The organism is Nostoc sp. UCD121 (assembly GCF_014222285.1).
GTDB lineage: Bacteria > Cyanobacteriota > Cyanobacteriia > Cyanobacteriales > Nostocaceae > Nostoc.
This window is the reverse complement of record NZ_JACKZS010000025.1, coordinates 31,319-58,231: the sequence shown is the minus strand read 5'-3', so window position 1 is coordinate 58,231 and position 26,913 is coordinate 31,319. Positions and strand designations below refer to the sequence as shown.

The window sequence follows — 26,913 nt, the reverse complement described above, 5'->3', positions numbered from 1 at the left end:
ATATTATTATTGTCTTTGTAAAAATTCATGTTAATGATTTGTCAGCATGATTTACTTAGCGATAATTCACTCCCAAACATATCGACAAAGTATTAAAAAGGTTTGCTCTAATTCCCTAATTAAAAATTAAGCTTATGCAGGATCTAGTGGTCTGTCTCATTAATTTTGCTGGGTTGCAAGATCCCCAACTTCTTCAAGAATTTGGGGATCTGAACACCTTAACCTTTCAGAAATAATGACATGAACCCTAGGCTTCTCTCAAGCATGTTGAATTATTTGCAGCTTACTAAACCCTAAAAGTATCAAATAAATAATGAAAACTCTTGATAGTCTAACCACACCAGCTTTGCTGCAAACTCTGCAATTAATTGCTCAACCTACGAAAACTTTAGAAAAGTATGCTGCAAAGTACGGTGATATTTTTACAACGCGGGTAATGGGTTTAAAGTCGCCACCAATAGTATTTTTTAGCCATCCCCAAGCAATTAGTGATTGTTTTGCCATCCCTGCACACAAGTTAGATTTTAAGAAAGCAACCCATGTGTTTAAACCCTTGTTTGGAGAGAATTCTATTGTATTTCAAGAAGCGCGATCGCACCAACAACAACGGCAGCTATTGTTACCAGCATTTCATGGCGATAATTTAAAATCTTATGGACAAACAATTTGCCAAATTACTGAAGAACTTACACAAACTTGGACATCAGGTACAGAGATTTGTATACACAAATTAATGTCAAATATCACTTTAGAAATTATCTTACAAGTGGTATTTGGGATTACTCATGGTGTGCGCTACCAACAATTAAAAGAACAATTGAGTTCTTTATTAGAAGACGTAACTAAACCTTGGTATTCCAGCTTGTTTTTCTTTCCTTTGCTGCAAAAAGATTTAGGCGCATGGAGTCCTTGGGGAATTTTCTTAAAAAGACGAGAGCAAATTGACAAACTTATCTATGCAGAAATTTCTGAAAGACGTTGGCAAAATGATGCTACACGTACAGATATTCTCAGTATGCTGATGTCAGCACATGATGTAAATGGCCAACAGATGACAGATCAGGAATTACGCGATCAACTAGTTTCATTATTGCTGTTAGGTTATGAAACTACATCTGGTGTATTAGCCTGGATATTTTATTTAATTCACTCTCACCCAAAGGTGAAATATCGGCTAATGCAAGAACTAAATACCTTGGAGAATCTCACAAATCCTGAAGCAATTACACAATTACCTTATCTCACCGCCGTCTGTCAAGAAACACTGCGAATTCATCCTATTGCTTTAATTTGCACACCACGAATGGTAAAAGAACCAGTGGAAATTATGGGGCATAAATTTACATCAGAAACAGTTTTAGTTCCCTGTATTCATTTAGCACATCGCCGAACAGACACTTACCCAGAACCAGAACAGTTTCGTCCAGAAAGATTCCTCAATCAAAAATTTTCACCTTACGAATATTTGCCTTTCGGTGGAGGTTATCGCGGTTGCATTGGTGCAGCATTTTCTATGTATGAACTAAAATTAGTAACAGCCATAATATTATCCCGTTTTGAATTAAGCCTTACTGATCAACGTCCAGTGCATCCAGTCCGTCGTGGTATTACAATTGTCCCTAGCGGCGGTGTAAAAATGGTTGTTACTAAAAAGGCTAAATTTAAAAGACAAACAATACTTTCTAGTTGATTACTCAATCTTCCGATTTACATATACCTAAATACAGATCCGCTCCTTAGCATCTAGCATTTACAGTAACTAGTAAGAGGATATTTAGGAGATTACTAATTCATGCCTGATGAGCATCGGTTGGAGGAAAAATTTTTATCCCAGGAAGCTGAAAGAAGAATATCTGAAAAGCTAGATGACGCGGAAAAAATAGAAATAGATGTACAAACCGATCTTTTGAAAATAGTTCAGGGACAAGCGGATGGAGTTTCGGTTGTAGGACAAGGATTAGTAATCCAAGAAGATATTCGCGTACAAGAAATACATCTGCAAACAGATAGTATTGCCATCAATCCTTTCAGCGCTCTTTTGGGTCAAATAGAACTTACTGAACCAGTCAATACCATAGCTCGCATTATACTTACAGAAACCGATATTAACCGCACTTTGGCATCAGATTTTGTTAGCAGCCAGATGCAAGATTTTGATTTGGATGTAGATGGCAAAATTGTGAGTTTTGAGGCACAAAGAATTGAGGTATTTTTACCTGGTGATGGGAAAATAGAATGTCAGGGAAGAGTGCTGTTAAAAGAGAGGGGAAATACTCGCCCTTTGGCTTACACTGCGATCGCACGTCCACGCACTAGTTCACAACCCGCAATTCTGGAGAGTTTTAACTGCACTGAGGGAGGAGGAATTTCTATAGAAGTAGTTACAGCTTTAATGCAGAAAACAAAAGAACTGATGAATATACCATATTTTAAATGGGAAGATATGGTGTTTCATATTAAAGATATAAAAGTGGAAACTGGTAGTTTAATATTGATGGTAGAAACTCAAGTGAGACAAATACCATCATCGTCAAATTTCTCATCTACTTAGTAGAATTAATCTTAGTTAAAGATAATTTTTGTTACTGAAGGATGATGTAAAACGAATAAAAGGTTTCTACTATTTAGAAAGCTACTTATTTCTAAATTCCAACTATGCAAGAGTATGATGTTGTGCTGATCGGTGCTGGACACAATGGGTTAGTTTGTGCGGCTTACTTGTTGAAAGCTGGTTATAGCGTCCTGTTATTGGAAAAGCGTTCTGTTCCAGGTGGTGCAGCAACAACTGAAGAATGTCTACCACAAGAGGCTCCTGGATTTAAATTTAACTTGTGTGCTATTGACCATGAGTTTATTCACTTGGGGCCAGTTGTTGAAGAATTAGAACTAGAAAAATACGGCTTGCATTATTTGGAGTGCGATCCAGTTGTTTTCTGTCCTCATCCCGATGGCAAGTATTTCTTAGGGCATAAGTCGCTAGAAAAAACTTGTGCAGAAATTGCTCGTTATAGTGAACGTGATGCCAAAAAATACGCAGAATTTGTAGATTATTGGCAACGAGCGATCGGCGCAATGGTTCCTATGTTTAATGCACCGCCAAAGTCAATTATAGATATCATTGGTAACTACGATATCAAAAAATTAAAAGATTTATTTTCGGTTATTGGTTCGCCAAACAAAACGCTGGATTTTATTCGCACTATGTTAACCAGCGCTGAGGATTTACTTAACGAATGGTTTGATGAAGAATTTCTAAAAGCGCCACTAGCCAGATTAGCATCAGAACTTGGTGCGCCACCATCGCAAAAAACCCTTGCCATTGGTGCAATTATGATGGCGATGCGTCATAACCCTGGCATGGCCAGACCTCGCGGCGGAACTGGCGCATTAGTGCAAGCTTTGGTGAATTTAGTCAAAAGTAAAGGTGGCGTTATTCTCACAGATCAACATGTTGAAAAAGTTTTAATTGATGATGGCAAAGCTGTTGGTGTGCGGGTTGCTGGTGGTAAAGAATATCGCGCCAAATACGGGGTTATCTCTAATATTGATGCCAAGCGATTGTTCTTACAAATGACTGATAAAAGCGATGTTGATGGAGCCGACCCTGATTTATGGGAAAGATTAGAACGCCGCATCGTTAACAACAACGAAACCATCCTCAAGATAGATTTGGCTTTAGATGAACCACTGCATTTTCCACACCACGCTCACAAAGATGAATATCTTGTTGGCTCTATCTTGATTGCCGATTCCGTGGCTCATGTAGAACAGGCTCATAGTAAATGCACCTTGGGAGAGATTCCTGATGCTGACCCATCAATGTATGTGGTGATGCCTAGCTACTTAGACCCTACATTAGCACCGCCAGGTAAGCACACTGTATGGATTGAGTATTTTGCCCCTTATCAAATTGCCGGTGCAGAAGGCACTGGTTTAAAAGGTACTGGCTGGACAGATGAATTGAAAAATAAAGTTGCAGATAGAGTAGTTGATAAGTTGGCAGACTATGCACCAAATGTCAAAAATGCAACTATCGCCCGTCGTGTTGAAAGTCCAGCAGAACTAGGAGAAAGATTAGGTGCTTACAAAGGTAATTATTACCATGTTGACATGACTTTAGATCAGATGATATTTTTCCGTCCCTTACCAGAAATAGCCAACTATAAAACGCCAATTGATAATCTATTTTTGACTGGTGCTGGGACTCATCCAGGTGGTTCTATTTCAGGAATGCCGGGACGCAATTGTGCCCGCGCCTTTTTACAGGCAAAACATCCTATTAGCCAAACCTTGAAGGATGCAAGAGATTCGATTAAGTCAACTGTCGAGTCAGTGTTTGGAATTAATTAGCGGTTTTAAGTTGCATAGTTTCAATCGCTAAAAAGACGCAAAGACGTAATTTGAATGATGAGTATAGTAGTCCTAAACCATTCGTGAACAATAAGATCCCTGACTTCTTTGAAAAGTTGGGGATCTGAGTCTCTCGATTTTCACAACTCATTTAGGATTGCTATAGCTTAGATAAGTGCTAGAAAAGTGAAGCAACTAACATCATTGTCTAGTGAAAAACTATTACAATCGCCTATGGCGGGTGGTACACCATTGCACTCTTAGAAAATTACTAAACACTTGCGATGTGTACAACAGGCGACATTTACACAATATATACAACACAAATAATTGTTTTTTGAATGAAGTAGGTACTAAGTAATTGCTTTATGTATATTTAATATGATAATCTAGCCTACGCTTGATTTTAATAAACATCTATGTATGCGTCGTCAACAAAGCTCTTCTAAAAGATAAGTGAATTAATGGGTAAAAATTAGTGTATTTTGATAATACTCAAAAAAAGAACGAATTTTAACATCATCTCATAAGTTTTGTAGGTACAGCATGATTGTTCAGCGCTGCTTCGTTGCATCTGGTTTGATAGCTTTCTTCGCATTTGGTTGTAGTGGTGGGGCAAACTCATCCATAGAAAATACTACACAAGTTGTTCAAGAAAGTAATGTAACCCAGCTTTTCATAGAAGCGAAGGCTACCCAAAAAGCAGAAGACTTTTTTCATCAAGGTAATAATTTATTAGATGGACAACGTTATGAAGATGCAATAAAAGTATACGACAAAGCGATCGCTATCAAAGTTGAGAGTCCTGAAGCTTGGATTAACCGTGGCATAGCTTTAACATCGTTGCAACGCTACAAAGATGCTCTCGCATCTTACGACAAAGCGATCGCTATCAAACCCGATAAATATGAAGCCTGGTATAATCGTGGCATAGCTTTGACATCGTTGCAGCGCTATAAAGACGCGATCGCATCTTACGACAAAGCGATCGCTATCCAACCCAACAAATATCAAGCCTTAATTAACCGAGGCATTGCACTGACAAAGCTACACCGCTACCAAGATGCCATTGCATCTTACGATAGAGCGATCGTCATCAAGCAAGATTTGCACCAAGCATATTACAATAAAGCTTGCTCTTATGCTTTACAAAGCAATCTGGAATTAGCAATTGAGAACCTAGACAAAGCAATCAAGCTTGTTCCTGATAAATACAAAAAATTAGCAAAAACTGACCCAGACTTTAGCAAAGTGCGTAGTGAAAAGCAGTTTCAGGAATTAGTGCAATAGTATTTTATCACTACCACTCAGTGTAGAATATAAGCCTGCTGTAGAAAGGATTTTTTCTTGAGCGGTTTACGGTTAGACATGAAAAAATTGTTAATCACTGGAGCAAGTGGTTTTTTAGGATGGCATCTTTGCCAGCTTGCTAAACTAGAATGGGAGATTTATGGCACTTATTTATCCCATCCTTTAGAAATTCCTGACATGAAAATGTTAAAAGCAAACTTAACAAATTTTCAGGAATTAAAGCGCATATTTAATGATGTCAAACCAGAAGCAGTTATTCATACTGCTGCACATTCGCAACCAAATTTTTGTCAAACCAACCCCAAAGAATCCCACGCAATTAACGTCATCGCATCCTGCAATATTGCCGGACTGTGTGCAGATAATTCTATTCCTTGTGCTTTTACTTCAACCGATTTGGTTTTTGATGGTTTAAATGCCCCCTATCAAGAAACAGATGCTGTGTGTCCCGTCAATCTCTACGGTGAGCAAAAGGCGATCGCAGAAGCAGATATGCTAGAAAGGTATCCCATGACCGCAGTGTGTCGGATGCCGTTGATGTTTGGTGCAGAAACGCCTACGGCAAAAAGCTTTATTCAGCCATTTATTGAGACTTTACAAGCAGAAAAAGAACTAAGTTTATTTATAGATGAATTTCGCACCCCAGTAAGTGGAACAACCGCCGCCAAAGGACTTTTATTAGCATTAGAAAAAGTTAACGGCATCATTCACTTAGGTGGCAAAGAGCGGATTTCGCGTTATGATTTTGGACAAATATTAGTGGAAATATTTCAACTCCCTGCCACTGGTCTGAAATCCTGCCGACAACAAGATGTGAAAATGGCAGCACCTAGACCAGCAGATGTTTCTTTGGATAGTTCTAAAGCTTTTGCATTGGGGTATCAGCCTTTATCTGTAAGGGAAGAATTGCAAGAGTTAGGAGTTTTAATTCCTAACTCTTAACTCCTTACTTCAGGTTAATAAGCATCCATTGGCAGACAAGAACAAACAAAATTTCTGTCGCCAAAGGCTGCATCAATGCGCCCAACAGCAGGCCAGAATTTATATTCACGAGTCCAAGGCGCAGGATAAGCAGCTTGTTCACGAGAATAAGGATGATTCCATTCTCCAGTAATTAGACTTTCGGCGGTGTGGGGTGCGTTCTTCAAAACATTATCTTGGATATCCACCTTGCCAACTTCTATTTGGGCAATTTCTTGACGAATAGAAATCAACGCATCACAGAAACGATCTAACTCTTGCTTAGATTCACTTTCTGTAGGTTCCACCATGATTGTACCCCCTACAGGCCAGGAGACAGTCGGCGCATGGAAACCATAATCTATGAGACGCTTGGCGACATCATCGATTTCGATCGCAGCTGATTTTTTTAGCGATCGCAAATCTAAAATACATTCATGGGCAACTAAACCATTTTTCCCCTGATACAAAACCGGATAGTACGATTCCAGTTTCTTGGCAATGTAGTTAGCGTTGAGAATCGCCACCTTAGTTGCTTGGGTTAAACCATCTGCACCCATCATGGCAATGTACATCCAAGAAATCACCAAGATACTTGCACTACCCCAAGGCGCAGCCGCAACAGCACCAATATGTGAGTGCTGAGTTGAGTCGTTGATAGTAACAACAGGATGTCCGGGGAGAAAAGGCACAAGATGAGATGCAACACCAATGGGCCCCATACCAGGGCCACCACCACCATGAGGAATACAGAAGGTTTTGTGCAGATTCAAGTGACAGACATCTGCACCAATATCTCCAGGACGGCAAATCCCTACTTGGGCGTTCATATTTGCCCCATCCATGTAAACTTGTCCACCGTGACTATGGACAACAGCGCAGATTTCCTGAATTGGTTCCTCAAATACACCATGAGTTGAGGGATATGTCACCATTAAGGCGGCTAATTCATTGCTGTGTTTTTCTGCCTTTGCCTTCAGGTCATCAACATCAATATTACCTTGTGAGTCACAGGCAACAGCCACCACCTTCATTCCACACATCACCGCACTAGCTGGATTTGTCCCGTGTGCCGAGGTAGGAATCAAACAAACATTGCGGTGTGTTTCGCCCCGATTTTCGTGATATTGACGAATTACTAAAAGTCCTGCATACTCGCCCTGAGAACCGGCATTTGGTTGTAGAGAAATTCCCGCAAACCCAGTAATTTCAGCTAACCATGCTTCAAGTTGTTCAAACAAGATTTGATAACCTTGCGTTTGCGACGCAGGGGCAAATGGATGAATCTTGCCAAATTCTTCCCAACTTACCGGAATCATCTCAGCAGTTGCATTCAACTTCATTGTGCAAGAACCCAAAGGAATCATCGATGTCGTTAGCGACAAGTCTTTAGCTTCTAGCTTGTGCAAATAGCGCAACAACTCAGTTTCTGAGTGATAGCGGTTAAAAACTGGGTGAGTGAGATAGTTGCTGGTACGGGTAAGGCTTGAGTTTTGTAGAGGTGATTTGCCCTGTGCTGAAATTAAGTCTCCAATTTCTTTAAAACCGAGAAATAGACTATCAGGCGCTGCAAAAATCTCCAAAACCTCTACCAAATCATCTACTGTAGTTGTTTCATCTAGAGAAATACCAACAGCAGTGTCATCAAAAATTCGCAGGTTAATATTCCTTGCTTGACAAGCTTCAAGAATTAGTTCCAGGCTGCGTGTTCCCAATTCTACCCGCAGTGTATCAAAGAAATTTTCAGAACTAATTTTGTAACCTAGATGCTTTAGTCCTGCTGCCAACATTAAAGTTAGCTGATGGATATTCTCAGCAATTTGCTTCAGTCCAGTAGGGCCATGATAGACAGCGTACATACTTGCCATTACCGCCAGTAGCACCTGTGCAGTACAGATATTACTAGTAGCTTTTTCACGGCGGATATGCTGTTCGCGGGTTTGCAAAGCGAGACGTAATGCAGGTTTACCTTGAGCATCTTTTGATACTCCTACAATTCGCCCTGGAACCAGTCGCTTATACTCTTCCTTCGTTGCAAAATATGCCGCGTGAGGCCCCCCAAACCCCAACGGAATACCAAAGCGCTGGGTGCTACCAACAGCAATATCAGCGCCAAATTCCCCAGGAGGGGTGAGCAAAGTTAAACTTAAAGGATCTGCTGCTACCGTCACCAATGCACCCTTAGCATGGGCTTTTTCTATAAAAGCGCGGTAGTCGTAAATGGTGCCATCACTTGCCGGGTATTGCAAAACAGCCCCAAAAATTGGTTGATCAAAATCAAATGTTTGATGATCGCCGATAATGATCTTAATTCCTAATGGTTTAGCCCGTGTTTGTAACACGTCGATAGTTTGGGGATGGCAGTCACCAGAGACGAAATAAGCATTTGCCTGATTTTTACAAACACCATAGCTTAGGCTCATTGCTTCAGCTGCGGCTGTGGCTTCATCCAGCAACGAAGCATTGGCAATTTCCAAACCTGTGAGGTCGATAATCAAGGTTTGAAAATTCAGCAGCGCTTCAAGTCGTCCTTGGGCAATTTCTGGCTGATAAGGAGTGTAAGCAGTATACCAACCAGGGTTTTCCAAGATATTACGCCCAATTACAGGTGGGGTAATAGTGTCGTAATATCCCATACCAATGTATGAACGGAAAACCTGATTTTTGGCAGCAATTTTTTTTAAGGATGTCAGTGCTGCATACTCACTTTCGGCTTCTGGTAACTTTAGGGGTTGCTTCAGCCTGATTGTCTGAGGAACTGTTTGGTCAATTAGGGCATCCAGGCTGGGAAATCCCAAAACCTTAAGCATAAGCTGGATGTCGTCTGAGTTAGGGCCAATATGTCTTGGCGCAAAACTACTCAACTTTTGACTTTTTTCGTCCAGCACTTGCTGCTCATTAGACTTGAGAATAGGGGCGTTCAATACCACAAATTACTCTCCAGATGGTACTATTTCATATTTTGCAATAAATACTGATGAGAAGTAGGTGTAACTTTTCAATTTATCTAAATTTCATGACTTATTTTCGAGTGGAATGGAAAAGGGCAGGTGAGTAGAAGGGAATTTGCTGCAAGTCTTTCCCCTCTACCCCCTATCCCCTCTGCCTCTTCGCCTCTTTCCTACTCCCCTTCCACCTGGGCGCGATACTCATCTGCTGTTAAAGCATCTTCAACTTCACCAGGGTCATTGACGCGCACTTTCAAAAACCACCCTTCTCCATAGGGGTCTTCTGACACTTCTTCAGGAGAATTAATTAAGGCTTCATTGCGTTCTATAACAGTACCGGTGACTGGTGAATTAAGCTCTTCAACGGCTTTCACTGATTCAATTGTGCCAAAGTTTTCTCCCCTGGTAAGAGCGTCGCCAATTTCTGGTAGTTCCAAAAAGACGATATCACCCAATTCATGTACGGCAAACTCAGTAATGCCAATGGTGGCAATTTCGCCATCTATTCGCACGTATTCATGAGAATCCAAGTATCTGAAATCTTGAGGATATTCAAAAGACATATCACTTCCTCTCCCTTATCAAAAAAATTATTGCCCCAACAGTCATCCAAGCCATATATGGTAATGAACCTTACTGTAGATTGAGTAACTCACAACACATTATTCCTCAAAAACCTTGGCGCTTGTTAGTTAGCAGCACGATTTTTTGACCGATAAAAGGGACGTTTAACTACAACTGCTGGGTAAGCTTTGCCGCGAATTTCGACTTCTAGCTGCTGACCAACGGTTGCTAATTGGGTAGGAACGTAAGCTAAAGCAATGGGATAACCCAGTGTAGGCGACAGAGTACCACTAGAAACTTCTCCCACAACTTTACCTGTGGATAACACTTGGTAGCCATGACGGGCAATGTTACGTCCTTGAGTTTGTAAACCTACCAATCGACGCTTCACTCCCTTGGATTTTTGCTCTGCTAAAACTTCTCGCCCAATAAAATCACCTTTGGTATCTAAGTGGACTAGCCACCCCAAACCTGCTTCTAAGGGTGTGGTGGTGTCATCTATATCTTGTCCGTAAAGTGCCATCGCTGCTTCTAGGCGCAGAGTGTCTCTCGCACCAAGTCCACAGGGGATAACACCACTTTTATGGAGACTTCGCCACAATTCTACTCCCACATCTGGGTCTACCATCACCTCAAAGCCATCTTCTCCGGTGTAACCTGTGCGGGCCAGGAAGGCAGGTTTACCTAATAGGGTTGCTTCTAAATGTCCGAAAGCTTTGATTGGTTGTAAGTCTTCTTGCACTAAAGGCTGGAGATATTTAATCGCTTTTGGCCCTTGCACGGCAATTAAGACTTTATCTGGTGAAAGGTCTTGGAATTGCACTTTATCCAGGTCAAGATGTTGCAAAATCCATACTTTATCTTTACCAGAGGTTGCTGCATTGACGATCATAAATGCCTTTTGTATACCAGTTGTGTCTTCACCTTGGTAATAAACAATGATGTCGTCAATAATTCCCGCTTGGGGATTTAACAATACGGTGTATTGTGCTTGACCGGGTTGCAATCGACTCAAGTCTGAAGGCACTAGAGGCTGGAGTTGGGAAATGAGATTTTTACCTTGGAGAGTAAATTTACCCATGTGGGAAATATCGAACATTCCGGCTGTATTTCTTACAGCCTCGTGTTCGCGGCTAATGCCACTAAATTGCACGGGCATTTCCCAACCACCAAAGCTGGTAAAGCGGGCTTTGAGTCCTACACCCAGTTCATATAATGGGGTTCGCGCCAGAGATTGGGCGTTGTCTTCTTGATTAGCCACAGGTAATTATTGCGTAGATGCGGAGCAACTTGCCGTTAGGCATCGCACCTCAACATATATCATCCTACGAGATGCTTTCTGGTTTTACAGTCTTGTGTATCGAATTTGGGAATGGGGCATTGGGCATTGGAAGCGTTGACTGTTGACTGAAGAGTTATTCTCCTTGTCTCCTTGTCCCCTCCTGTGAGGTTTAATAGTTAATAGTAAAAGTGTTGAGATTTATTAAGAAGAGATTATGAAATATTGGCGGCTGTTAGCTAGCTTTGTCTTAGCTATGGTTCTTTTTTTGTTTCCTCTATCGGCGGAAGCTGCAAGTTCTTCTAGTATTACCCGTTCTGTGGGTAATGATGAACTTAAGGGTAAAGATTACTCTGGACAAAGTTTAGTTGGTACTGAGTTTACCAATCTCAAATTAGAGAATGCTAATTTTAGCAATGCTGACTTACGTGGTGGCGTGTTTAACGGTACCCTATTGGATGGAGCAAATCTGCATGGTGTTGATTTTAGTGAAGGCATAGCTTATCTAACAAGGTTTAAGGATGCTGATTTAAGTGATGCGGTGTTGACCGATGCAATGATGCTGCGTTCTACTTTTGACGATGTAAATGTCACAGGCGCTGATTTTACGAATGCAATTTTAGATGGGACGCAAGTGAAAAAGCTTTGTGTTAAAGCAAGTGGGGTAAATTCTAAAACTGGTGTAGATACTCGCCAGTCTTTAGGATGTAAGTAAAATATAACCCCTCTTCTTTGCTGGTGGAGAGGGGGATATTATTTTAACTAATAGGGTACGACAGACTCAGAAAGTATTGTGGTCTAACTAAGAGTCTGAAACAGTCTTTAATTACGAATTACGAATTACGAATTACGCACAGCGATGTCTAACAACAAGCCGCCTTGCGTCTACGCTAGTGATATGCTTCTCTTAAAAAGCTGGCATAATTTGCCCGAATCGTCATAGTAGTAGGATGACCTACACCTAAAGTTCGTTCACAAATTTTCAAAGCTTGCTCAAATAAGGGTTTAGCTTTCTTATAGCGTCTTGTCTGACGGTAGAGTGATGCGATATTGTTCAGGCTAATTGCAACATCGGGATGTTCCTCTCCCAGTAGGCGTTTACTCAGTTCTAAAGCTTGCTGATACAAAGGTTCAGCTTTGCTGTAGCGTCTTGTCGATTCATAGAGTTGCGCTAAATTATTCAGGCTAGTGGCGACATCAAGATGGTTGTCTCCTAGGAGGCGTTTTCTCAGTTCTAAAGATTTCTTCAGTAAGGGTTCGGCTTTACTATAGCGTCCTGTATAACAGTACAATGCTGCTAAATTGTTCAGGGTAGTGGCAACATGGGGATGTTCTTCTCCCACTAAGTGTTTCCACAGTTTTAAAGCTTGCTGATACAAAGGTTCAGCTTCTTTGTAGCGTTCTGTAGATTCATAGAGTAATGCTAAATAGCTCAAGGTAGTGGCAACATCGGTATGTTCTCCCAACAGGCGTTTTCTCAGCTCTAAAGCTTGCTGATAAAGTGGTTCAGCTTCGCTGTAACGTCCTGTAAAATCGTAAAGTTGAGCTAAATTGTTCAGGCTAGTGGCGACATCGAGATGTTCTAGACCAAGACGATTTTTAGTTAGTTCTACACACTGCTGCAACCAAGGTTCTGCTTGCTGATAAAGTCCTTGACCTTGATAAAACCAGGCTAATTTGGTAAATAGAGTAATGAGATTTTCATCGCTCACATACTGGGATAAGTGGGTTGCAACTTCTGTTATGTGCGGGATATGTGGAGTGAAATTGACAATATCTTCAGGGGTAAGCTGTTGCGGAATTAGCTTTGCTACCTCTAACATCATCGCTGCAAATTTAGTTTTTGCTTCATCCGCCTCACCTGACTCCTCCAACTTCATTTGGAAAAGTTGCCGAATCATTGGATTTAGACGATAAATTTCTTGACTTTCCTGTTGTAGTAAATGTAATTCCAGTAAGTCGGCTATAGCTTTCTCCCAAAGTTCTTGTTTTTTGTCATCTTCTACCGTCCCAATAGATAATGGAATGTCAGCTAAGGCACACAAACTAAGCAAACAGCCAAAGCTTTTTGCATTTTCATCCAGCTGTTCCCAACTCAACTCAAAAGCTTCCGCTATACCGTCTTTATCAGGCATCAATGAATTCTCATTGACCACATTTTCATGTTCCACTCGCTTTTTCTCTAGCCGCTTCAGTAGTGTTTCAAGAGGCAAATCTGGCATCTTATCCAGATATTGTCCTACTAACTCTAACGCTAAAGGTAAATATCCTAAAAATTTACAAATTCTTCTCGCAATCCAAGGTTCTTTTTGCAGTCTTTCCCGACCCACTAGCGTTTTTAATAATTTCATCGCCGCTAATGGATTGAGGATATTCAATTCGCTATTATATTTTGCTGTCAGATAAAATTGTAACTTTTGTAGTTTGTCCCGACTGTTGGAAATTGTTAACTCAGGATAATTTTGGACAAACTTGTTATATATTTCATCTAGCAACTTTTTGAAAACAGCAATATCAACGTTTAATTCGCTAGCAAGTTTCGCTTCACTTTTATCTAAGTGTTCAGTCTGAAAATACTCTACAAAAGCTGCTGTTTGCTGTAGGGATAAGCTATGGGTAGCAGCTTCATTGGCTAGAAAATTAGCCCATTGCATAAACACTTTGTCAAGTTTATTTTAGATTCTACTTCGTCTGCATTTGGAAATCTCCTCTCTTGGGGGTAGAAATCCTATTTGCATATAAAGATTTCAAAGCAGTGGCTTATGGTTAGGAATCTTCACTTGAGCTTCTGAGAGTGAAGATTGAGCCTTTTAACCTCAAATTTTGAGTTTTGATCTCAAAAGGGCCAGGCAATATCTACAACGAGCTACGCCTACGCTCTATTTTTACTGTAATTTAGATACAAATATTAAATATTACTGGGAAATGAGAGTATCGCTCATAACTTAGGAACGAATTAATTAATATTTGCCTCTTGACTAATGACCCCTAACTCTTGACCATTAACTAATGAATCAAGTAGATATTCTCATCCTATCAAATGGCCCTGGTGAGGTAACAACCTGGGTGCGCCCAGTAGTAAGGGCATTGCGGCAACAATTCGGCGATGACCGAAATCAAGTGAGGATCAGTGTAATCTTATCACCTTGCTCAAATGCTAGTGGTAAAGAAGCTGCGATCGCACTTTCTTATCCAGAAGTAGATAGAGTACAGTCCGCAGAGCATTTTTGGCAATTTTTGCTCTGGGGTAAAACTATTGACAATTGGGACTGGAGAAGTCGCGGTGTAGTTGTTTTTCTCGGTGGCGATCAAATTTTCCCTGTAGTTATAGGTAGAAAGCTCGGATATCGCACAGTAGTTTACGCTGAATGGTCAGCCAGGTGGCATAACTGGATTAATCGTTTTGGTGTGATGAAACCTGAAGTTGCTGCCCGCGTCCCCCAAAAATATGCTCACAAATTTACCGTTGTAGGTGATTTGATGGTAGAAGCTAGTAGTCATTCGTCCAACGACAAAGGACAAATCACTAATGACATAGACGCGTCAGCGACTTCCCACAGTGTAGGACAAAAGACTGAATTGATTGGTCTACTTCCTGGATCAAAAGCAGCAAAATTAGCCCAAGGAGTACCATTAATTTTAAGTATTGCCGAATATGTTCACGCGAAAAGACCGCAAACTAAATTTGTAGTTCCTGTAGCCCCAACTTTGGATTTACAAACTTTAGCTAGTTTTGCCGATCCTCAAAGGAACTCTATTGCTGAAATCTTTGGCTTTGGTGGTGCTTCCTTAATTGTCCCAGAGGACGATAAAGGCAAACCATTGCTCAAAACAGCAACGGGTGTAACTGTGGAACTGTGGCAAGAAAACCCCGCATATCACTTATTATCTCAGTGTTGCATCTGCTTAACTACAGTGGGAGCAAACACTGCCGAACTCGGTGCTTTAGCAGTGCCAATGATTGTTTTACTACCAACCCAGCAACTTGATGCCATGCGTGCTTGGGATGGTTTACCTGGGTTGCTAGCAAATCTGCCAGGCGTAGGTACACTCTTTGCTAACGTAATCAATTGGTTATTCCTAAGATTCGTAAGACGCAAAGGTTTATTAGCATGGCCAAATATCTGGGCACAGGAAGAGATAGTGCCAGAACTTATGGGTAAAATTCAACCGGCAGAAATTGGGGAAATGCTTGTAGACTTATTAGCCCATCCAGAAAAATTGGATGATATCCGCGCTAAACTCCGTAATATTCGTGGCGAAAGCGGTGCAGCCCTGAAGATAGCACAGATTGTTTGCGAGGAGATTGGAAAGTGCGGATGTTTGAATACAAGAAAAGGGTGAAAGATGAAGGGGCACTAAAGGCTGGCTTCACAGGTGTCGTTTTTAAAAGACCTAGTTTGGAAATAAACAAGTGGTGGTGATTAGCACGATAAAAATAATAAATAAAAAGTGCTAGTGCAATGTTGAGTTCTAATGTGCAAAAGGTAGTATACTAGCATCAAAATATTTAGCAGTAAGTTACTTTAATCACTGAGCATTTACTTGCTAAATTTTCTGAATCACACCATTTCCTGAAACTCAGAATGCAGTAAAAAGGCATGGAGTATGTTACCAATGCCTATAACCTATGCCCCAAGCGGCAGTGGGTCTTTTCTCGTTGCCCACAATGGAGTAAATTTTACCACCGCTTTTACACAAAGTTTTTGAATGTATAAGGAAGGATAGATTTACCATGATAGCAAGTTTACGAAATAAATTTCATTATTTCATAAATCATAAAGCTTTTAAAGAGTCTCCTCTGAAAGTTACTTACCGTTTAATATATTGGTGGATAGTTTGTCAACTTTCTATTCCACAAACTATTTCATTTAAAAAGTGGAATGTTCGCTTTTTTGTACCGCCTGGTTTTTATAGAACAGGGAATACTAGTCTTTTTGTTTTCCGTGAAAGTTATGAGCCTGAATTAGATTATATTAAGCGCAGTCTCTCATCAGGCGAAGTGTTTATAGATGCAGGAGCCAACTGTGGTATTTATACCTTGTTGGCTAGCAAATTAGTAGGAGATTCTGGAAAAGTTCTTTCTTTTGAACCAGGAATTGAATCTATCAAAAATATTGAGCGTAATCTAGAAATAAACGCAGTGACTAACGTCAAGTTATTCAAAGTAGCACTGTCTGAACAAGAAGGTACAGCTAAGTTGTATCATATTGAGAATGCTCCTACTAGTTATTCTTTGGGTTCGGAGGAAAGTGAGGAGACAAGTTTTGAAGAGGTTCCTACCACCACTATCGATCATGTGTTGGCTCATGAAGGGATTGAGCGAGTAGATTTTATTAAAATAGATGTAGAGGGAGCAGAGGAACTTGTCTTTCGGGGTGCAACTTCATTATTTAGCCACATGAAACCTAAAGTAATATTTGAGATCAGCTCTAAAACAAGCGGAAGACTTAATTTGTCATATGATGGAGCCTTCAATTTTCTTAAGGGAATTGGTTATCAGTTTTTCAAGGTTAAAAATACAGGTGAACTGCTCAACTTTGAATCTCCTGAAGGCATAACAGGAAATATTTTAGCAATTCACAAGGATAATTTAGTGACAGCTTAATACAATTGCACTTTTGTCAATAAGCAATCGAAAAAAGGTGATAAATTTAGGTGAGGTCAAAGCCATCATCAAACTTTGACCTCACCTAAAGCCTATTTTGTAGACACTACAGCTTACTTCATTGGATCTGTTGCTAATCGGAAGATTCTCCATCCCTGCGCCCAAGCTCATAAATGCCGGCACCCATACAAGCTAATATTCCTGTACTAATTCCCCAACTCTCACCTAAACTAATTTCTAAACCCCAGTTACATAAAGCACCAACTATCAAAAAAGGCGTGATGCTAAATAATGAGGCGTAGAAAGCATTTTGGGATTCTCTGCCTTTGCGAGTCTTTTCAAACTCTGTTTGGCTGGTATAAAGCGATCGCTCGGCAAAGTTAAACCAACGGTTGAGTTGTTCGATTACCCATTGATTGACAGGGGAAAAACCTAGATATAGCGCCAATGACCACAAACTCGCTCCGGCGATCGCGATCGTGTCTAACTCAAAAGAAAAAGGCAAAATTTCAGTCAGCATTGCTTATGGGAGTCCTGCAAAGGGTCAACTTTAGCTTTTAGTAGATGCTAAAAAAACCTCTTGTGCAATTTTAAGCATAAAGGTCAACAAGATTTCAACTAGTTGGCAACTCTTCTTACCAAGTTAAGTAAATGCAGTCAGTTAAGATATCAATCCAGATTTTGCAGCCCCATCGCAATCTTACTATGTTTCTCAATTTGCCCCATTACTTGTTTGGCTCGTTGAATCACCACTGCTGGTAAACCCGCCAATCTTCCCGCCTCAATACCGTAAGACTTATCTGCGCCTCCCGGTTGGACTTGGTGCAAAAAGATAATTTGGTCGGGTAATTCTTTCACCGTCACTTGATAATTAGCCACATTCGGTACAATGCTAGCTAGCTCATTCAATTCATGGTAATGAGTCGCAAAAATTGTTCGCGCCCGAATATCCACTGCGATATATTCCGCCACAGCCCAAGCGATAGAAAGACCATCAAATGTTGCTGTTCCCCGGCCAATTTCATCCAATAATACCAGCGACCTAGATGTGGCATGGTTGAGAATATTCGCCGTTTCATTCATTTCCACCATGAAGGTAGATTGACCAGTTGCAAGATCGTCTACTGCCCCTACACGGGTGAAAATGCGATCGCATATTCCCAATTTGGCCAATCTAGCTGGTACAAAACTACCAATCTGCGCCATTAACTGAATCAATCCCACCTGACGCAAATAACAACTTTTGCCGCTAGCATTTGGCCCGGTGAGGATAATCAAATCGGGATTGTCATTTGTCATTTGTCCTTGGTCATCTGCTAATGACAGATGACTAATGACTAATGACTCTTGACCCAATTGCGTCGAATTCGGCACAAAGAAACCCGCAGGTAAAGACTGTTCCACCACCGGATGACGACCATCAACAATGTTTATTTCCCTTCCCGACAACATTTCTGGACGACAATAACCTTGATGCACTGCCAACTCAGCCAAACCACACAATACATCTGCCGCCGCGACTGCACGAGATAGATTGCGAATCACCTCCGCCTCTTTTGCTACCTCTTCCCGCAACGCCGTAAAAATCTCATATTCCAACTGATTTAAATCATCCCGCGCCGAGAGAATCCGGGCTTCTCGTTCTTTCAAATCTGGGGTGATATAACGTTCCTCATTGGTCAGGGTTTGCTTGCGGATGTAATTAGCAGGTACTTGGTCAGCTTTGGTGCGGGAAATACTGATGTAATAACCAAAAGTTTTATTAAATCCTACCTTCAAGGTCGAAATTCCCGTCTTAGCCCTCTCCTCAACTTCTAAGTTGGCAATCCATTGCTGGTCTGCTTCTACAGTCGCTTTTCTTTCATCTAAAAGAGGATTGACGCTAGGGCGAATTAATCCACCTTCTTTGATTAGTATGGGTGGCGACTCCACAAGATGCGCGTGTAACTTTTGTGCTAATTCTTCCAACACACTTGGGACTTTCTGCAAAGCTTTGAGGAATGGAGAATGCGATTCAGTTACTAAGTGCGATAATTCTGGTAAACGCGAGAGAGAATCTGCCAAAGCTACTAAATCTCTAGCGTTAGCTGTACCAGAACCCGCCCTTCCGGTGAGGCGTTCTAGGTCATAAATTTGGCGTAATAACTGCCGCAAATCTTGACGCAGAGGCGTATTTTCCATCAATTCTTGGATGGTCTCTTGCCGCGCCCGAATGCCTTTAATATCGAGTAGTGGTTGCAATAACCACCGCCGTAAAGCCCGCCCACCCATCGCTGTACTAGTTCTATCCAATGACCAGAGTAGGGAACCGTGAAAAGTGCCATCCCGGACGGTTTGGGTAATTTCTAGGTTACGGCGGGTTTGACTATCAACAATTAAGTAGTCGGTGACAGTGTAGGTGCGGAGTCTCTGAAGGGGAACTGGGTTTTCTTTTTGAGTATCTTCCAAGTATTCTAAAAGGCCACCAGCCGCACGAACAGCGAGGGGAAGATGATCGCAACCGAGTCCTTCGAGCGATCGCACTTTAAATTTCTGCAATAATCTAGGTCTAGCTTCGCCTTGAGAAAATGGAACTTGCGATCGCAAACTATAGCAAAATGATGGTGGCAAACACTCCGGTAGATGAGGCGAAGTTTCTCCCGGACGTAGCAAGCTACCCAAATCAGGCGCATTTGTTGGAACTAGCACCTCTGAAGGTTGCAAGCGCATTAATTCCTGTGTCAAATGTTCTAAATCACTACCTTGAGTTGTCAGAAATTCCCCCGTGGAGATGTCTGCATAAGCTAAACCCCAATGATTCGCGGCAATTACTACTGCTGCAAGGTAATTATTGCGACTTGATTTCAGCATTCCTTCTTCCAGCAAAGTGCCTGGGGTAAGAATGCGCGTTACTTCCCGCCGCACCAATCTACCAGCAGCTTCCGAGGCATCTTCTACTTGGTCGCAAATTACGACTGCATAACCTTTTTCTACTAGCATCGTCGCGTAGCGTTCCCAAGCGTGATGCGGAACACCAGACATCGCCACTCTTCCCTGTTCGCCAGCTTGCTTGCTAGTGAGGACTAATTCTAATTCTTGCGCTAGTTTTACAGCATCTTGGAAATAGCATTCAAAGAAATCTCCTACCCGATACAACAATACCGCGTGAGGATATTTATCCTTCGTCTCGACATAGTGCAAGTACATTTGACTTAGCTTACTGCGATCCACCTGTTGATGGTCAGAAATAAAAGTACTTGCATCGGGTTTGCTAGATGGAGTTTCAGAGTGAGAGGCGGTCATAGATGCTATCGAGTTACGCACGGAAATTCCACAATATCCGATGATAACGTGATTTGAAAGTTGAATGGCGATGCCTGCGGCGGGCTTCTCTACGAGACGCTACGCGAACGCCTACGCTCAAGGATATTTTACCTTTAGATGATCAGTGGCTCAAGTTCACGATTATGCCATTGTCGCTGATGCCATTCGGCAACCAAAGGACGGACAATAAACTTAGGCTGTCCATCGCCTTTAACGTCAATGCGTAAACCTGAATAAGGCCGTCGCTTCTGAGAACCTTGACCGTTGCGACCAATAAAGAGATGTGATCGCGCCACTAATTTATTTTCCTCCATTAAATCTGCTCCCTCAATTCTTTGGCGACGTAAACTAAACCCGCTACCACCACAAACAAGCCAGTGGATATGAGAATCAGCGTGTCCTGTATCCATTGTCTCAAGATGTTCTAAGCAGTGGGCGTGACCGTTTAATACCAAATCAACCAAAGGACGACCCTGATTTAGAGAACCTATTTCTTTCGCTACTGCATCCAGCACCCCACGGAAGCGATCGCGAATGATCAAAGTTTGTGCTTGTTGCCACTTTGTGGCCTCAGTTACATAAGGAGGATGATGGAAATAAATCACTCTTCCCCGAACTTCTGAATTATTCCAAGATTCAATTAATCTCTTTTTGAGCCAGTCTAGTTGTTCAATATCAGTCAGCGTTGTTTTATTAGCGGCTAGTTGTTTATCGATATCAACAATAATTTCTTCAATTTGTGACAGCTTGGCGTGAAAGTCGTCTAATTGGTCGGCTTCAATGGGGTTTTCAGGACGAAGCTTGGCTGAGGTTTCAATGATTTGCTGCTTTTCTTGTTCTAAATCTTCACGGCGCTTTTCTAAGATTTTGCGATCGGCATCACCTTGTTTTGTTTTAGGTAGAGGTGGTGGATCGTTAAATGTATTAGAATCCAAGGCGAAGAAATCAATTCCGCCATAGCGAAAAGTGTAGTAACGATTGGGAAGGCGGGTAAAATGCCCAGGTTCATACTTAAGACAAAGACCTGTATCTGTCTTACCTGTGTAGTGCTGATCTAAATGGCTGCTTAACTCTCCGGGAAGTTGCAACGCTTTCAGATAGTCTATAAATGCGTGTGCGTAAGCTTCACCGGTTCCTGAGCCATGCAAACCCACATCTAGGTCTAAGCGCGATCGCAACAAGCGACGAATGGGTAATGTTGTGAGAGAGGCCAAGCTCAATAAAATCGGCAAGTTATAATAATCGTGATTTCCCGGTACTGGTAAAATGGGGAGCTTAAAAGTCATCTGGTCATAAGCAATCAGTCTCGGATGCTCTCCGCCTAAGATAAACTCTCGGTAAGGCTCGATGAAGTTTTGCTGGTAGTATTCACTCGAACCCACTAAGTAAATCACATCCCCGGTATGCAGCATAAAACGGGATTCATCGTGATGGGGCAACATCAGTTCAGCTATCTGTCGTTGGGGATTGTGTCCCCGATGCTTACCAGAACCACTATCACCCACAACTAAAAATGAAAAATCAGGATTATCTCCTTGACCATCCTCCAACACCAGGCGAGTTTGGTCGATGTTCCGTTCCACAATTAACGGATCTTGCCATTTGACTCGCTGATTCATTTTACGAATTTTGTTAGCGATCGCTGGATCTGATACAAGTTTCAATGCAACATACTCCTGAATCTTGAATTGCAGGGACAGGGCAGGGGGAAGGGGGCAGGGGGCAGAAGAGAATAGAGAATAATCAATGCCTATCGCCTATTGCCCATTGCCTATTGCCTATTGCCCAATTCCCAATTCCCCATTCCCTTATTCTTCTACCGTATCTTTCATCTCAATAGTCAAATTAGGGAGTCCTTCTAGTTTTTCGGTAGGCTCAACTTCTTCTACTAATGGCACAAAAATCTTCAACCCACCTGGTATACACTTAATTTCTACTGGTGTTGTGCCGACTATTTCACCATCTAGAACAACTTTTTGCGGTGGCTCAGTTGTAATTTTAAATTGTTTGGCTCGCAGAAAGCCAATATCATCACGATCTACGGCGTTACCTGTAGAAGCCGTTTGGAATAAATGGAATGTAGCTGCGATCGCTCCTGCTTTGTTGGCTGGAGCTACAATCGTTAAATCTAGTAAGCCATCATCATAAACCAAACCTGCTGGCCCCTGAGCTAAAACGGAAGTGGGAGGCGCAGCATTTGCAACTGTGACTGCACAGGCACTAGTTTTAATAATCCTGTCTTCTGTTTCAATTTCAACATCAAATTTATGTAAGTTTCTCAGTTGCTGAATTCCAGCGAAAACGTAGGCCATCATTCCAAAGCGATTTTTGGCATCTCGGTCTGCCAATTCTACAGTTTCGGCTTCAAAGCCAATACCTGCCAAGAGTACCATTGGGCGATCGTTACAATAGGCTACGTCTACATTACGGGTTCCTCCCTGCAAAATTGTTTCACACGCACCTGCGATCGTGTCGGGAATCCCTAAAGCTGTAGCAAAAGCGTTTGCTGTCCCTCTGGAAATGATGCCAAATGCAATATCAGTACCCACTAAAGCCGCCGCAGCTGCTGAGAGAGTCCCATCTCCCCCCGAAGCAATGATTGTATCTACCCCTCGCTCTACGGCTGCATAAGCTAGTTGATCTGCATCAATTTCTTGAGTTGTGAGATGAATATCTAGATCAATATCTGGCTCTAATATTGCTCGAATTTCTGCCAGTTCTATATCTGGGTCTCCCTGACCCGCAACTGGATTAAAAATAAGACAGGCGGAACGATTCATAAAATATAAAAGCTAAACTTTAGATCACTAAAATACCAAATTATTTTTAGCATTCTTGTGAGATTTTGCCTTCCATCTGATGGCTGGTTTATCTTTTGTAACAAGTTTATAAGTCTTCGACGTTGAAACATATTAATACTGCACATTTTGGTATCTTTTGTCTATACTTGCCTAAACAATAAAATTTTTGCCATGCGTCAATTATTACTAGTTTTGGCAAGTATGCTAACTCTTAGCAGTTTAGATACCCCTTCGATGACAATGGCAGGCACAACGCCTGATTTGCCCCAGATTCGCCTAGCTCAAAAATTTAACTGTAATAATCCTCAGACTCAAGCAGCAATTAATGAATGCGCGAAGTTATCTTATCAGAATGCAGATAAAAAATTGAATCGAGCTTATCAACAATTGCTACCTACCTTAGAAAAATCTAGGAAACAGAAATTAATTGCTGCACAACTTGCATGGGTAAAGTTCCGAGATACCAATTGTGAGTTTGAAAGAAGCAAATATGAGGGAGGGAGTATTGCCCCTACCATTTATGCTGGGTGTCTAGAAAATATCACCAAACTGCGTACCCAAGAATTACAAGAATATTTTAAATCTGACCCTTAAGTAGTCTAAATAGAGTATTTCACAAATTAGTAGCGAAAAAAGTGAAACCTCTGCGAGCCTCTGCGCTACTCTGCGTTGAAAAAATAATATTTTTAAGGGTATTGGGATTCCGTTAGCGGATCAAAAGCAGCTGTTTGAGGCGTTTTATCGTGGCAAAAATACCAAAAGCATTCCTGGTACTGCACTAGGCTTGGTAGTGGTGAAAAAGTGTATAGATTTACACTAGGGTCATATAACATCACCAGTGAAATAGGAATAGGTACAACTTGTGCGATCGCTCTCTCATTAAAAGATTAAGTCTAATTAGTATTGTTCGAGATTCCTCAAACCAGTTTTTGGTAAAGAATTGTAATCCAAAATCCAAAATCCAAACCCCAAAATTCTGATGAGTCCCTGACTACGGTAGTCTAGATGAGAGTGAATTTATCGCCTCCTTTGATATATAGTTTTATGACTTCAGTTGTTTCTAGTCCCCCACGCACTATTCGCATCGGTTCGCGCAAAAGCCAACTGGCTCTGGTTCAAACCTATTGGGTACAAGCGCAACTCCAGAAAAGCTTTCCTGATATCACTTTTGAAGTCCACACCATGTCTACTCAAGGCGATAAAATCCTTGATGTAGCATTAGCTAAGATTGGCGATAAAGGACTTTTTACTAAAGAACTTGAAGTTGGAATGCTCAATCAAGAGATTGACTTTGCGGTTCATTCCCTCAAGGATTTGCCGACTAACTTACCAGAAGGGTTGACACTGGCAGCAATTACGGAACGGGAAAATCCAGCCGATGCCTTAGTGGTGCATGAAAAGCACAAAGATAAACAAATCGATACATTACCCGAAGGTGCTGTAATTGGGACATCTTCGCTGCGGCGGTTAGCACAGTTACGTCACCACTTCCCCCACTTTACTTTTAAAGACGTGCGGGGAAATTTGATTACACGATTGGCAAAACTGGATGCAGGCGAATACGATGCCTTAATTTTGGCAGCCGCAGGATTAGAAAGATTGGAAATGAGCGATCGCGTTCATCAAATTATCCCCAAAGAAATCTCCCTCCACGCAGTTGGACAAGGTGCTTTAGGGATAGAATGCCGTGCTGATGATAGTGAATTGCTAACTCTACTCAAAGCAATCGAACATCCTGCAACACGCGATCGCTGTCTCGCCGAACGTTCTTTTTTACGCTCTTTAGAGGGCGGATGTCAAGTACCTATTGGTGTAAATACAGAAATCTCTGGTGAGAATTTGACCTTAACAGGCATAGTTGCCAGTATAGATGGTCAAAAGTTGGTAAAAGATAGTGTCACAGGGATTGCCAACAATGCCGAAGCGTTAGGCATAGAACTAGCAGAATTATTACGGCAACAGGGAGCGCAAGAAATTTTATCAGAAATTTTTGCGGTCATTCAACGCGGTTCCTAAGCAATTGGGCAAGCCGATGTGATTAGATAAGAATTGATCGTCGTTGTACCAAAGACGCGACAAATTGCGTTGGTCGCGATCATCGAGTTAATTTGACAATTATAGACAGAATCGGGGAAGCAAAAATTACCATGCGGATTCTATTTGTTGCAGCAGAAGCAGCACCCATTGCCAAAGTAGGAGGAATGGGTGATGTTGTTGGGGCATTACCCAAATTTCTGAGAGAAATGGGGCATGATGTGCGGATATTCTTGCCTTACTATGGCTTCCTGCCAGACAAAATGGAAATTCCCAAAGAACCCATTTGGCGGGGGTCTGCCATGTTCCAGGAATTTGCTGTTTATGAAAGCGTTCTGCCTGGTACTGATGTTCCCTTGTACTTATTTGGACATCCCGTCTTCTTACCTCGCCGCATTTATTCTGGAGATGATGAAGACTGGCGGTTCACTTTCTTTTCCAATGGTGCAGCCGAGTTTGCCTGGAATTACTGGAAACCAGACATTATCCATTGTCATGACTGGCATACGGGGATGATTCCCGTGTGGATGCACCAAGATCCTGATATCACCACAGTGTTTACCATTCATAACCTGGCTTATCAAGGGCCGTGGCGTTGGTATTTAGAGAAAATTACTTGGTGTCCTTGGTATATGCAAGGACACAACACAATGGCCGCAGCAGTACAATTTGCCAATAAGGTAAATACAGTTTCGCCCACTTATGCCGAGCAAATAAAGACAGCTGCTTATGGTGAAACCTTAGAAGGTTTGTTGTCTTTTATTAGCGGTAAGTTATCTGGGATTATCAACGGTATTGATACCGAAGTTTATAATCCCGAAAATGACAAATATATTGCTCAAACCTTCACTACTGAGACTTTAGATAAACGCAAGGCTAACAAAATTGCTTTGCAAGAAGAAGTGGGATTAGAAGTCAACTCCAAAGCCTTTTTAATTGGGATTGTTACCCGATTAGTGGAACAAAAAGGCATTGATTTGATATTGCAAATCCTCGATCGCTTCCTATCTTATACAGATGCACAATTTGTTTTGTTGGGAACAGGCGATCGCTACTATGAAACTCAGATGTGGCAATTAGCATCTCGTTTTCCCGGACGGATGGCAACTTACTTACTGTATAACGATGCTCTGTCTCGCCGAATTTATGCTGGTACTGATGCCTTTTTAATGCCTAGTCGTTTTGAACCATGCGGTATTAGCCAAATGATGTCTTTGCGCTACGGTTCTGTGCCCATTGTCCGCCGCACAGGTGGATTAGTTGACACCGTAACCCATCATGACCCTGAAAATGCCGCAGGCACTGGTTATTGCTTTGACCGCTATGAACCGCTAGACCTTTTCACTTGTATGATCCGAGCTTGGGAAGGCTTCCGTTTCAAACCGCAATGGCAAGAACTACAAAAACGGGGCATGAATGAAGATTTTAGTTGGTATAAATCTGCTAAAGAGTACGTCAAGTTGTACAAATCAATCTATGGTTTGCCAGAAGAAGAGGAAACACCACAACCAGAGTTAGTGTTAAACGAAGCAGTTACCACTAGTAAATCCTAAAGTGTCAGGGGCGTACATTTCTACGTCCCTAGCGTTTATGACTAGTGAGTTCTGCGAACCTCTCCCTGCCTTGAACTAAAGTTCAAGTTCCCCTCCCAATACAAGTTCGGTTCAGGTTCTTTAATGAAAAATCTTGATCGCAACAATGTGATAAATCGCCGCCAAAACTATTGTAGAGACGGCGATTTATCGCGTCTATTGC

Annotated in this window: 20 protein-coding genes; 12 read left to right on the top strand and 8 right to left on the bottom strand. The window is 41.7% G+C overall.

What is annotated here, in order from left to right; genetic code table 11:
- The first annotated feature begins 313 nt into the window (after window positions 1-313).
- The 5 genes from GNF10_RS08300 to GNF10_RS08280 all read left to right on the top strand — a co-directional run bounded on the left by GNF10_RS08300 (window position 314) and on the right by GNF10_RS08280 (window position 6,603).
- Window positions 314-1,690 carry a cytochrome P450 gene (locus GNF10_RS08300; RefSeq protein ID WP_185581808.1) on the top strand — a complete coding sequence of 459 codons (1,377 nt, stop codon included), beginning with the start codon at window positions 314-316 and terminating at the stop codon, window positions 1,688-1,690.
- A gap of 102 nt (window positions 1,691-1,792) precedes the next feature.
- Window positions 1,793-2,551, top strand: coding sequence for a DUF2993 domain-containing protein (locus GNF10_RS08295; protein ID WP_185581809.1), 759 nt, complete (start codon window positions 1,793-1,795; stop codon window positions 2,549-2,551).
- A 104-nt stretch (window positions 2,552-2,655) separates the two neighbouring features.
- A complete protein-coding gene (gene crtO, locus GNF10_RS08290; protein WP_185581810.1) occupies window positions 2,656-4,350 on the top strand; it encodes a beta-carotene ketolase CrtO in 1,695 nt (564 codons plus the stop codon).
- Window positions 4,351-4,896: 546 nt separating this feature from the next.
- Window positions 4,897-5,640: a tetratricopeptide repeat protein gene (locus GNF10_RS08285; protein WP_185585465.1), complete on the top strand. Its 744-nt coding sequence runs from the start codon at window positions 4,897-4,899 to the stop codon at window positions 5,638-5,640.
- A gap of 78 nt (window positions 5,641-5,718) precedes the next feature.
- Window positions 5,719-6,603 (top strand): NAD(P)-dependent oxidoreductase, encoded by an 885-nt coding sequence (locus tag GNF10_RS08280; RefSeq protein WP_185585464.1) that lies wholly within the window; start codon window positions 5,719-5,721, stop codon window positions 6,601-6,603.
- 14 nt (window positions 6,604-6,617) lie between these two features.
- On the opposite strand, the gene gcvP is transcribed toward GNF10_RS08280, so the two are convergent.
- The 3 genes from gcvP to gcvT form a co-directional block, all read right to left on the bottom strand.
- Window positions 6,618-9,551, bottom strand: coding sequence for an aminomethyl-transferring glycine dehydrogenase (gene gcvP / locus GNF10_RS08275; protein ID WP_185585463.1), 2,934 nt, complete (start codon window positions 9,549-9,551; stop codon window positions 6,618-6,620).
- A 191-nt stretch (window positions 9,552-9,742) separates the two neighbouring features.
- On the bottom strand, window positions 9,743-10,132 hold the full coding sequence (gene gcvH, locus GNF10_RS08270) for a glycine cleavage system protein GcvH (RefSeq protein WP_069072677.1): 390 nt from the start codon (window positions 10,130-10,132) through the stop codon (window positions 9,743-9,745).
- Between the two features lie 125 nt (window positions 10,133-10,257).
- Window positions 10,258-11,394: a glycine cleavage system aminomethyltransferase GcvT gene (gene gcvT / locus GNF10_RS08265; protein ID WP_185585462.1), complete on the bottom strand. Its 1,137-nt coding sequence runs from the start codon at window positions 11,392-11,394 to the stop codon at window positions 10,258-10,260.
- A gap of 235 nt (window positions 11,395-11,629) precedes the next feature.
- Between gcvT and GNF10_RS08260 the strand changes: the two genes are divergently transcribed.
- Window positions 11,630-12,127: a pentapeptide repeat-containing protein gene (locus tag GNF10_RS08260; RefSeq protein WP_185585461.1), complete on the top strand. Its 498-nt coding sequence runs from the start codon at window positions 11,630-11,632 to the stop codon at window positions 12,125-12,127.
- Window positions 12,128-12,302: 175 nt separating this feature from the next.
- Here GNF10_RS08260 and GNF10_RS08255 read toward each other — a convergent pair whose 3' ends face one another.
- Complete coding sequence (locus GNF10_RS08255) at window positions 12,303-14,066, bottom strand: tetratricopeptide repeat protein (RefSeq protein ID WP_185585460.1); 1,764 nt, start codon at window positions 14,064-14,066, stop codon at window positions 12,303-12,305.
- A 355-nt stretch (window positions 14,067-14,421) separates the two neighbouring features.
- On the opposite strand from GNF10_RS08255, the gene GNF10_RS08250 reads away from it, so the two are divergent.
- Window positions 14,422-15,756: a lipid-A-disaccharide synthase gene (locus tag GNF10_RS08250; RefSeq protein ID WP_185585459.1), complete on the top strand. Its 1,335-nt coding sequence runs from the start codon at window positions 14,422-14,424 to the stop codon at window positions 15,754-15,756.
- A gap of 391 nt (window positions 15,757-16,147) precedes the next feature.
- Entirely contained in the window at window positions 16,148-17,020 is an 873-nt protein-coding gene (locus tag GNF10_RS08245) for an FkbM family methyltransferase (RefSeq protein ID WP_185585458.1), read from the top strand.
- Window positions 17,021-17,153: 133 nt separating this feature from the next.
- On the opposite strand, the gene GNF10_RS08240 is transcribed toward GNF10_RS08245, so the two are convergent.
- The 4 genes from GNF10_RS08240 to GNF10_RS08225 all read right to left on the bottom strand — a co-directional run bounded on the left by GNF10_RS08240 (window position 17,154) and on the right by GNF10_RS08225 (window position 23,103).
- Window positions 17,154-17,540, bottom strand: coding sequence for a hypothetical protein (locus GNF10_RS08240; RefSeq protein ID WP_185585457.1), 387 nt, complete (start codon window positions 17,538-17,540; stop codon window positions 17,154-17,156).
- A gap of 149 nt (window positions 17,541-17,689) precedes the next feature.
- A complete protein-coding gene (gene mutS / locus GNF10_RS08235) occupies window positions 17,690-20,302 on the bottom strand; it encodes a DNA mismatch repair protein MutS (protein WP_185585456.1) in 2,613 nt (870 codons plus the stop codon).
- A 134-nt stretch (window positions 20,303-20,436) separates the two neighbouring features.
- Window positions 20,437-21,987, bottom strand: coding sequence for a metallophosphoesterase (locus GNF10_RS08230; protein ID WP_185585455.1), 1,551 nt, complete (start codon window positions 21,985-21,987; stop codon window positions 20,437-20,439).
- Window positions 21,988-22,131: 144 nt separating this feature from the next.
- A complete protein-coding gene (locus GNF10_RS08225) occupies window positions 22,132-23,103 on the bottom strand; it encodes a YegS/Rv2252/BmrU family lipid kinase (RefSeq protein ID WP_185583817.1) in 972 nt (323 codons plus the stop codon).
- Window positions 23,104-23,295: 192 nt separating this feature from the next.
- Here GNF10_RS08225 and GNF10_RS08220 point away from each other — a divergent pair, with 192 nt between their 5' ends.
- From GNF10_RS08220 to glgA, 4 genes are all read left to right on the top strand, one after another.
- Window positions 23,296-23,718, top strand: a complete 423-nt coding sequence (locus GNF10_RS08220) for a lysozyme inhibitor LprI family protein (RefSeq protein ID WP_185583815.1) — start codon at window positions 23,296-23,298, stop codon at window positions 23,716-23,718.
- An 88-nt stretch (window positions 23,719-23,806) separates the two neighbouring features.
- Window positions 23,807-23,944, top strand: a complete 138-nt coding sequence (locus GNF10_RS08215) for a sensor histidine kinase (RefSeq protein WP_311774137.1) — start codon at window positions 23,807-23,809, stop codon at window positions 23,942-23,944.
- A gap of 224 nt (window positions 23,945-24,168) precedes the next feature.
- The gene (gene hemC / locus GNF10_RS08210; protein WP_185583812.1) at window positions 24,169-25,140 is read left to right on the top strand and encodes a hydroxymethylbilane synthase; all 972 of its coding nucleotides are present in this window, start codon (window positions 24,169-24,171) and stop codon (window positions 25,138-25,140) included.
- Between the two features lie 131 nt (window positions 25,141-25,271).
- Window positions 25,272-26,711, top strand: coding sequence for a glycogen synthase GlgA (glgA, locus tag GNF10_RS08205; RefSeq protein ID WP_185583810.1), 1,440 nt, complete (start codon window positions 25,272-25,274; stop codon window positions 26,709-26,711).
- The last annotated feature ends 202 nt before the right edge of the window (window positions 26,712-26,913 follow it).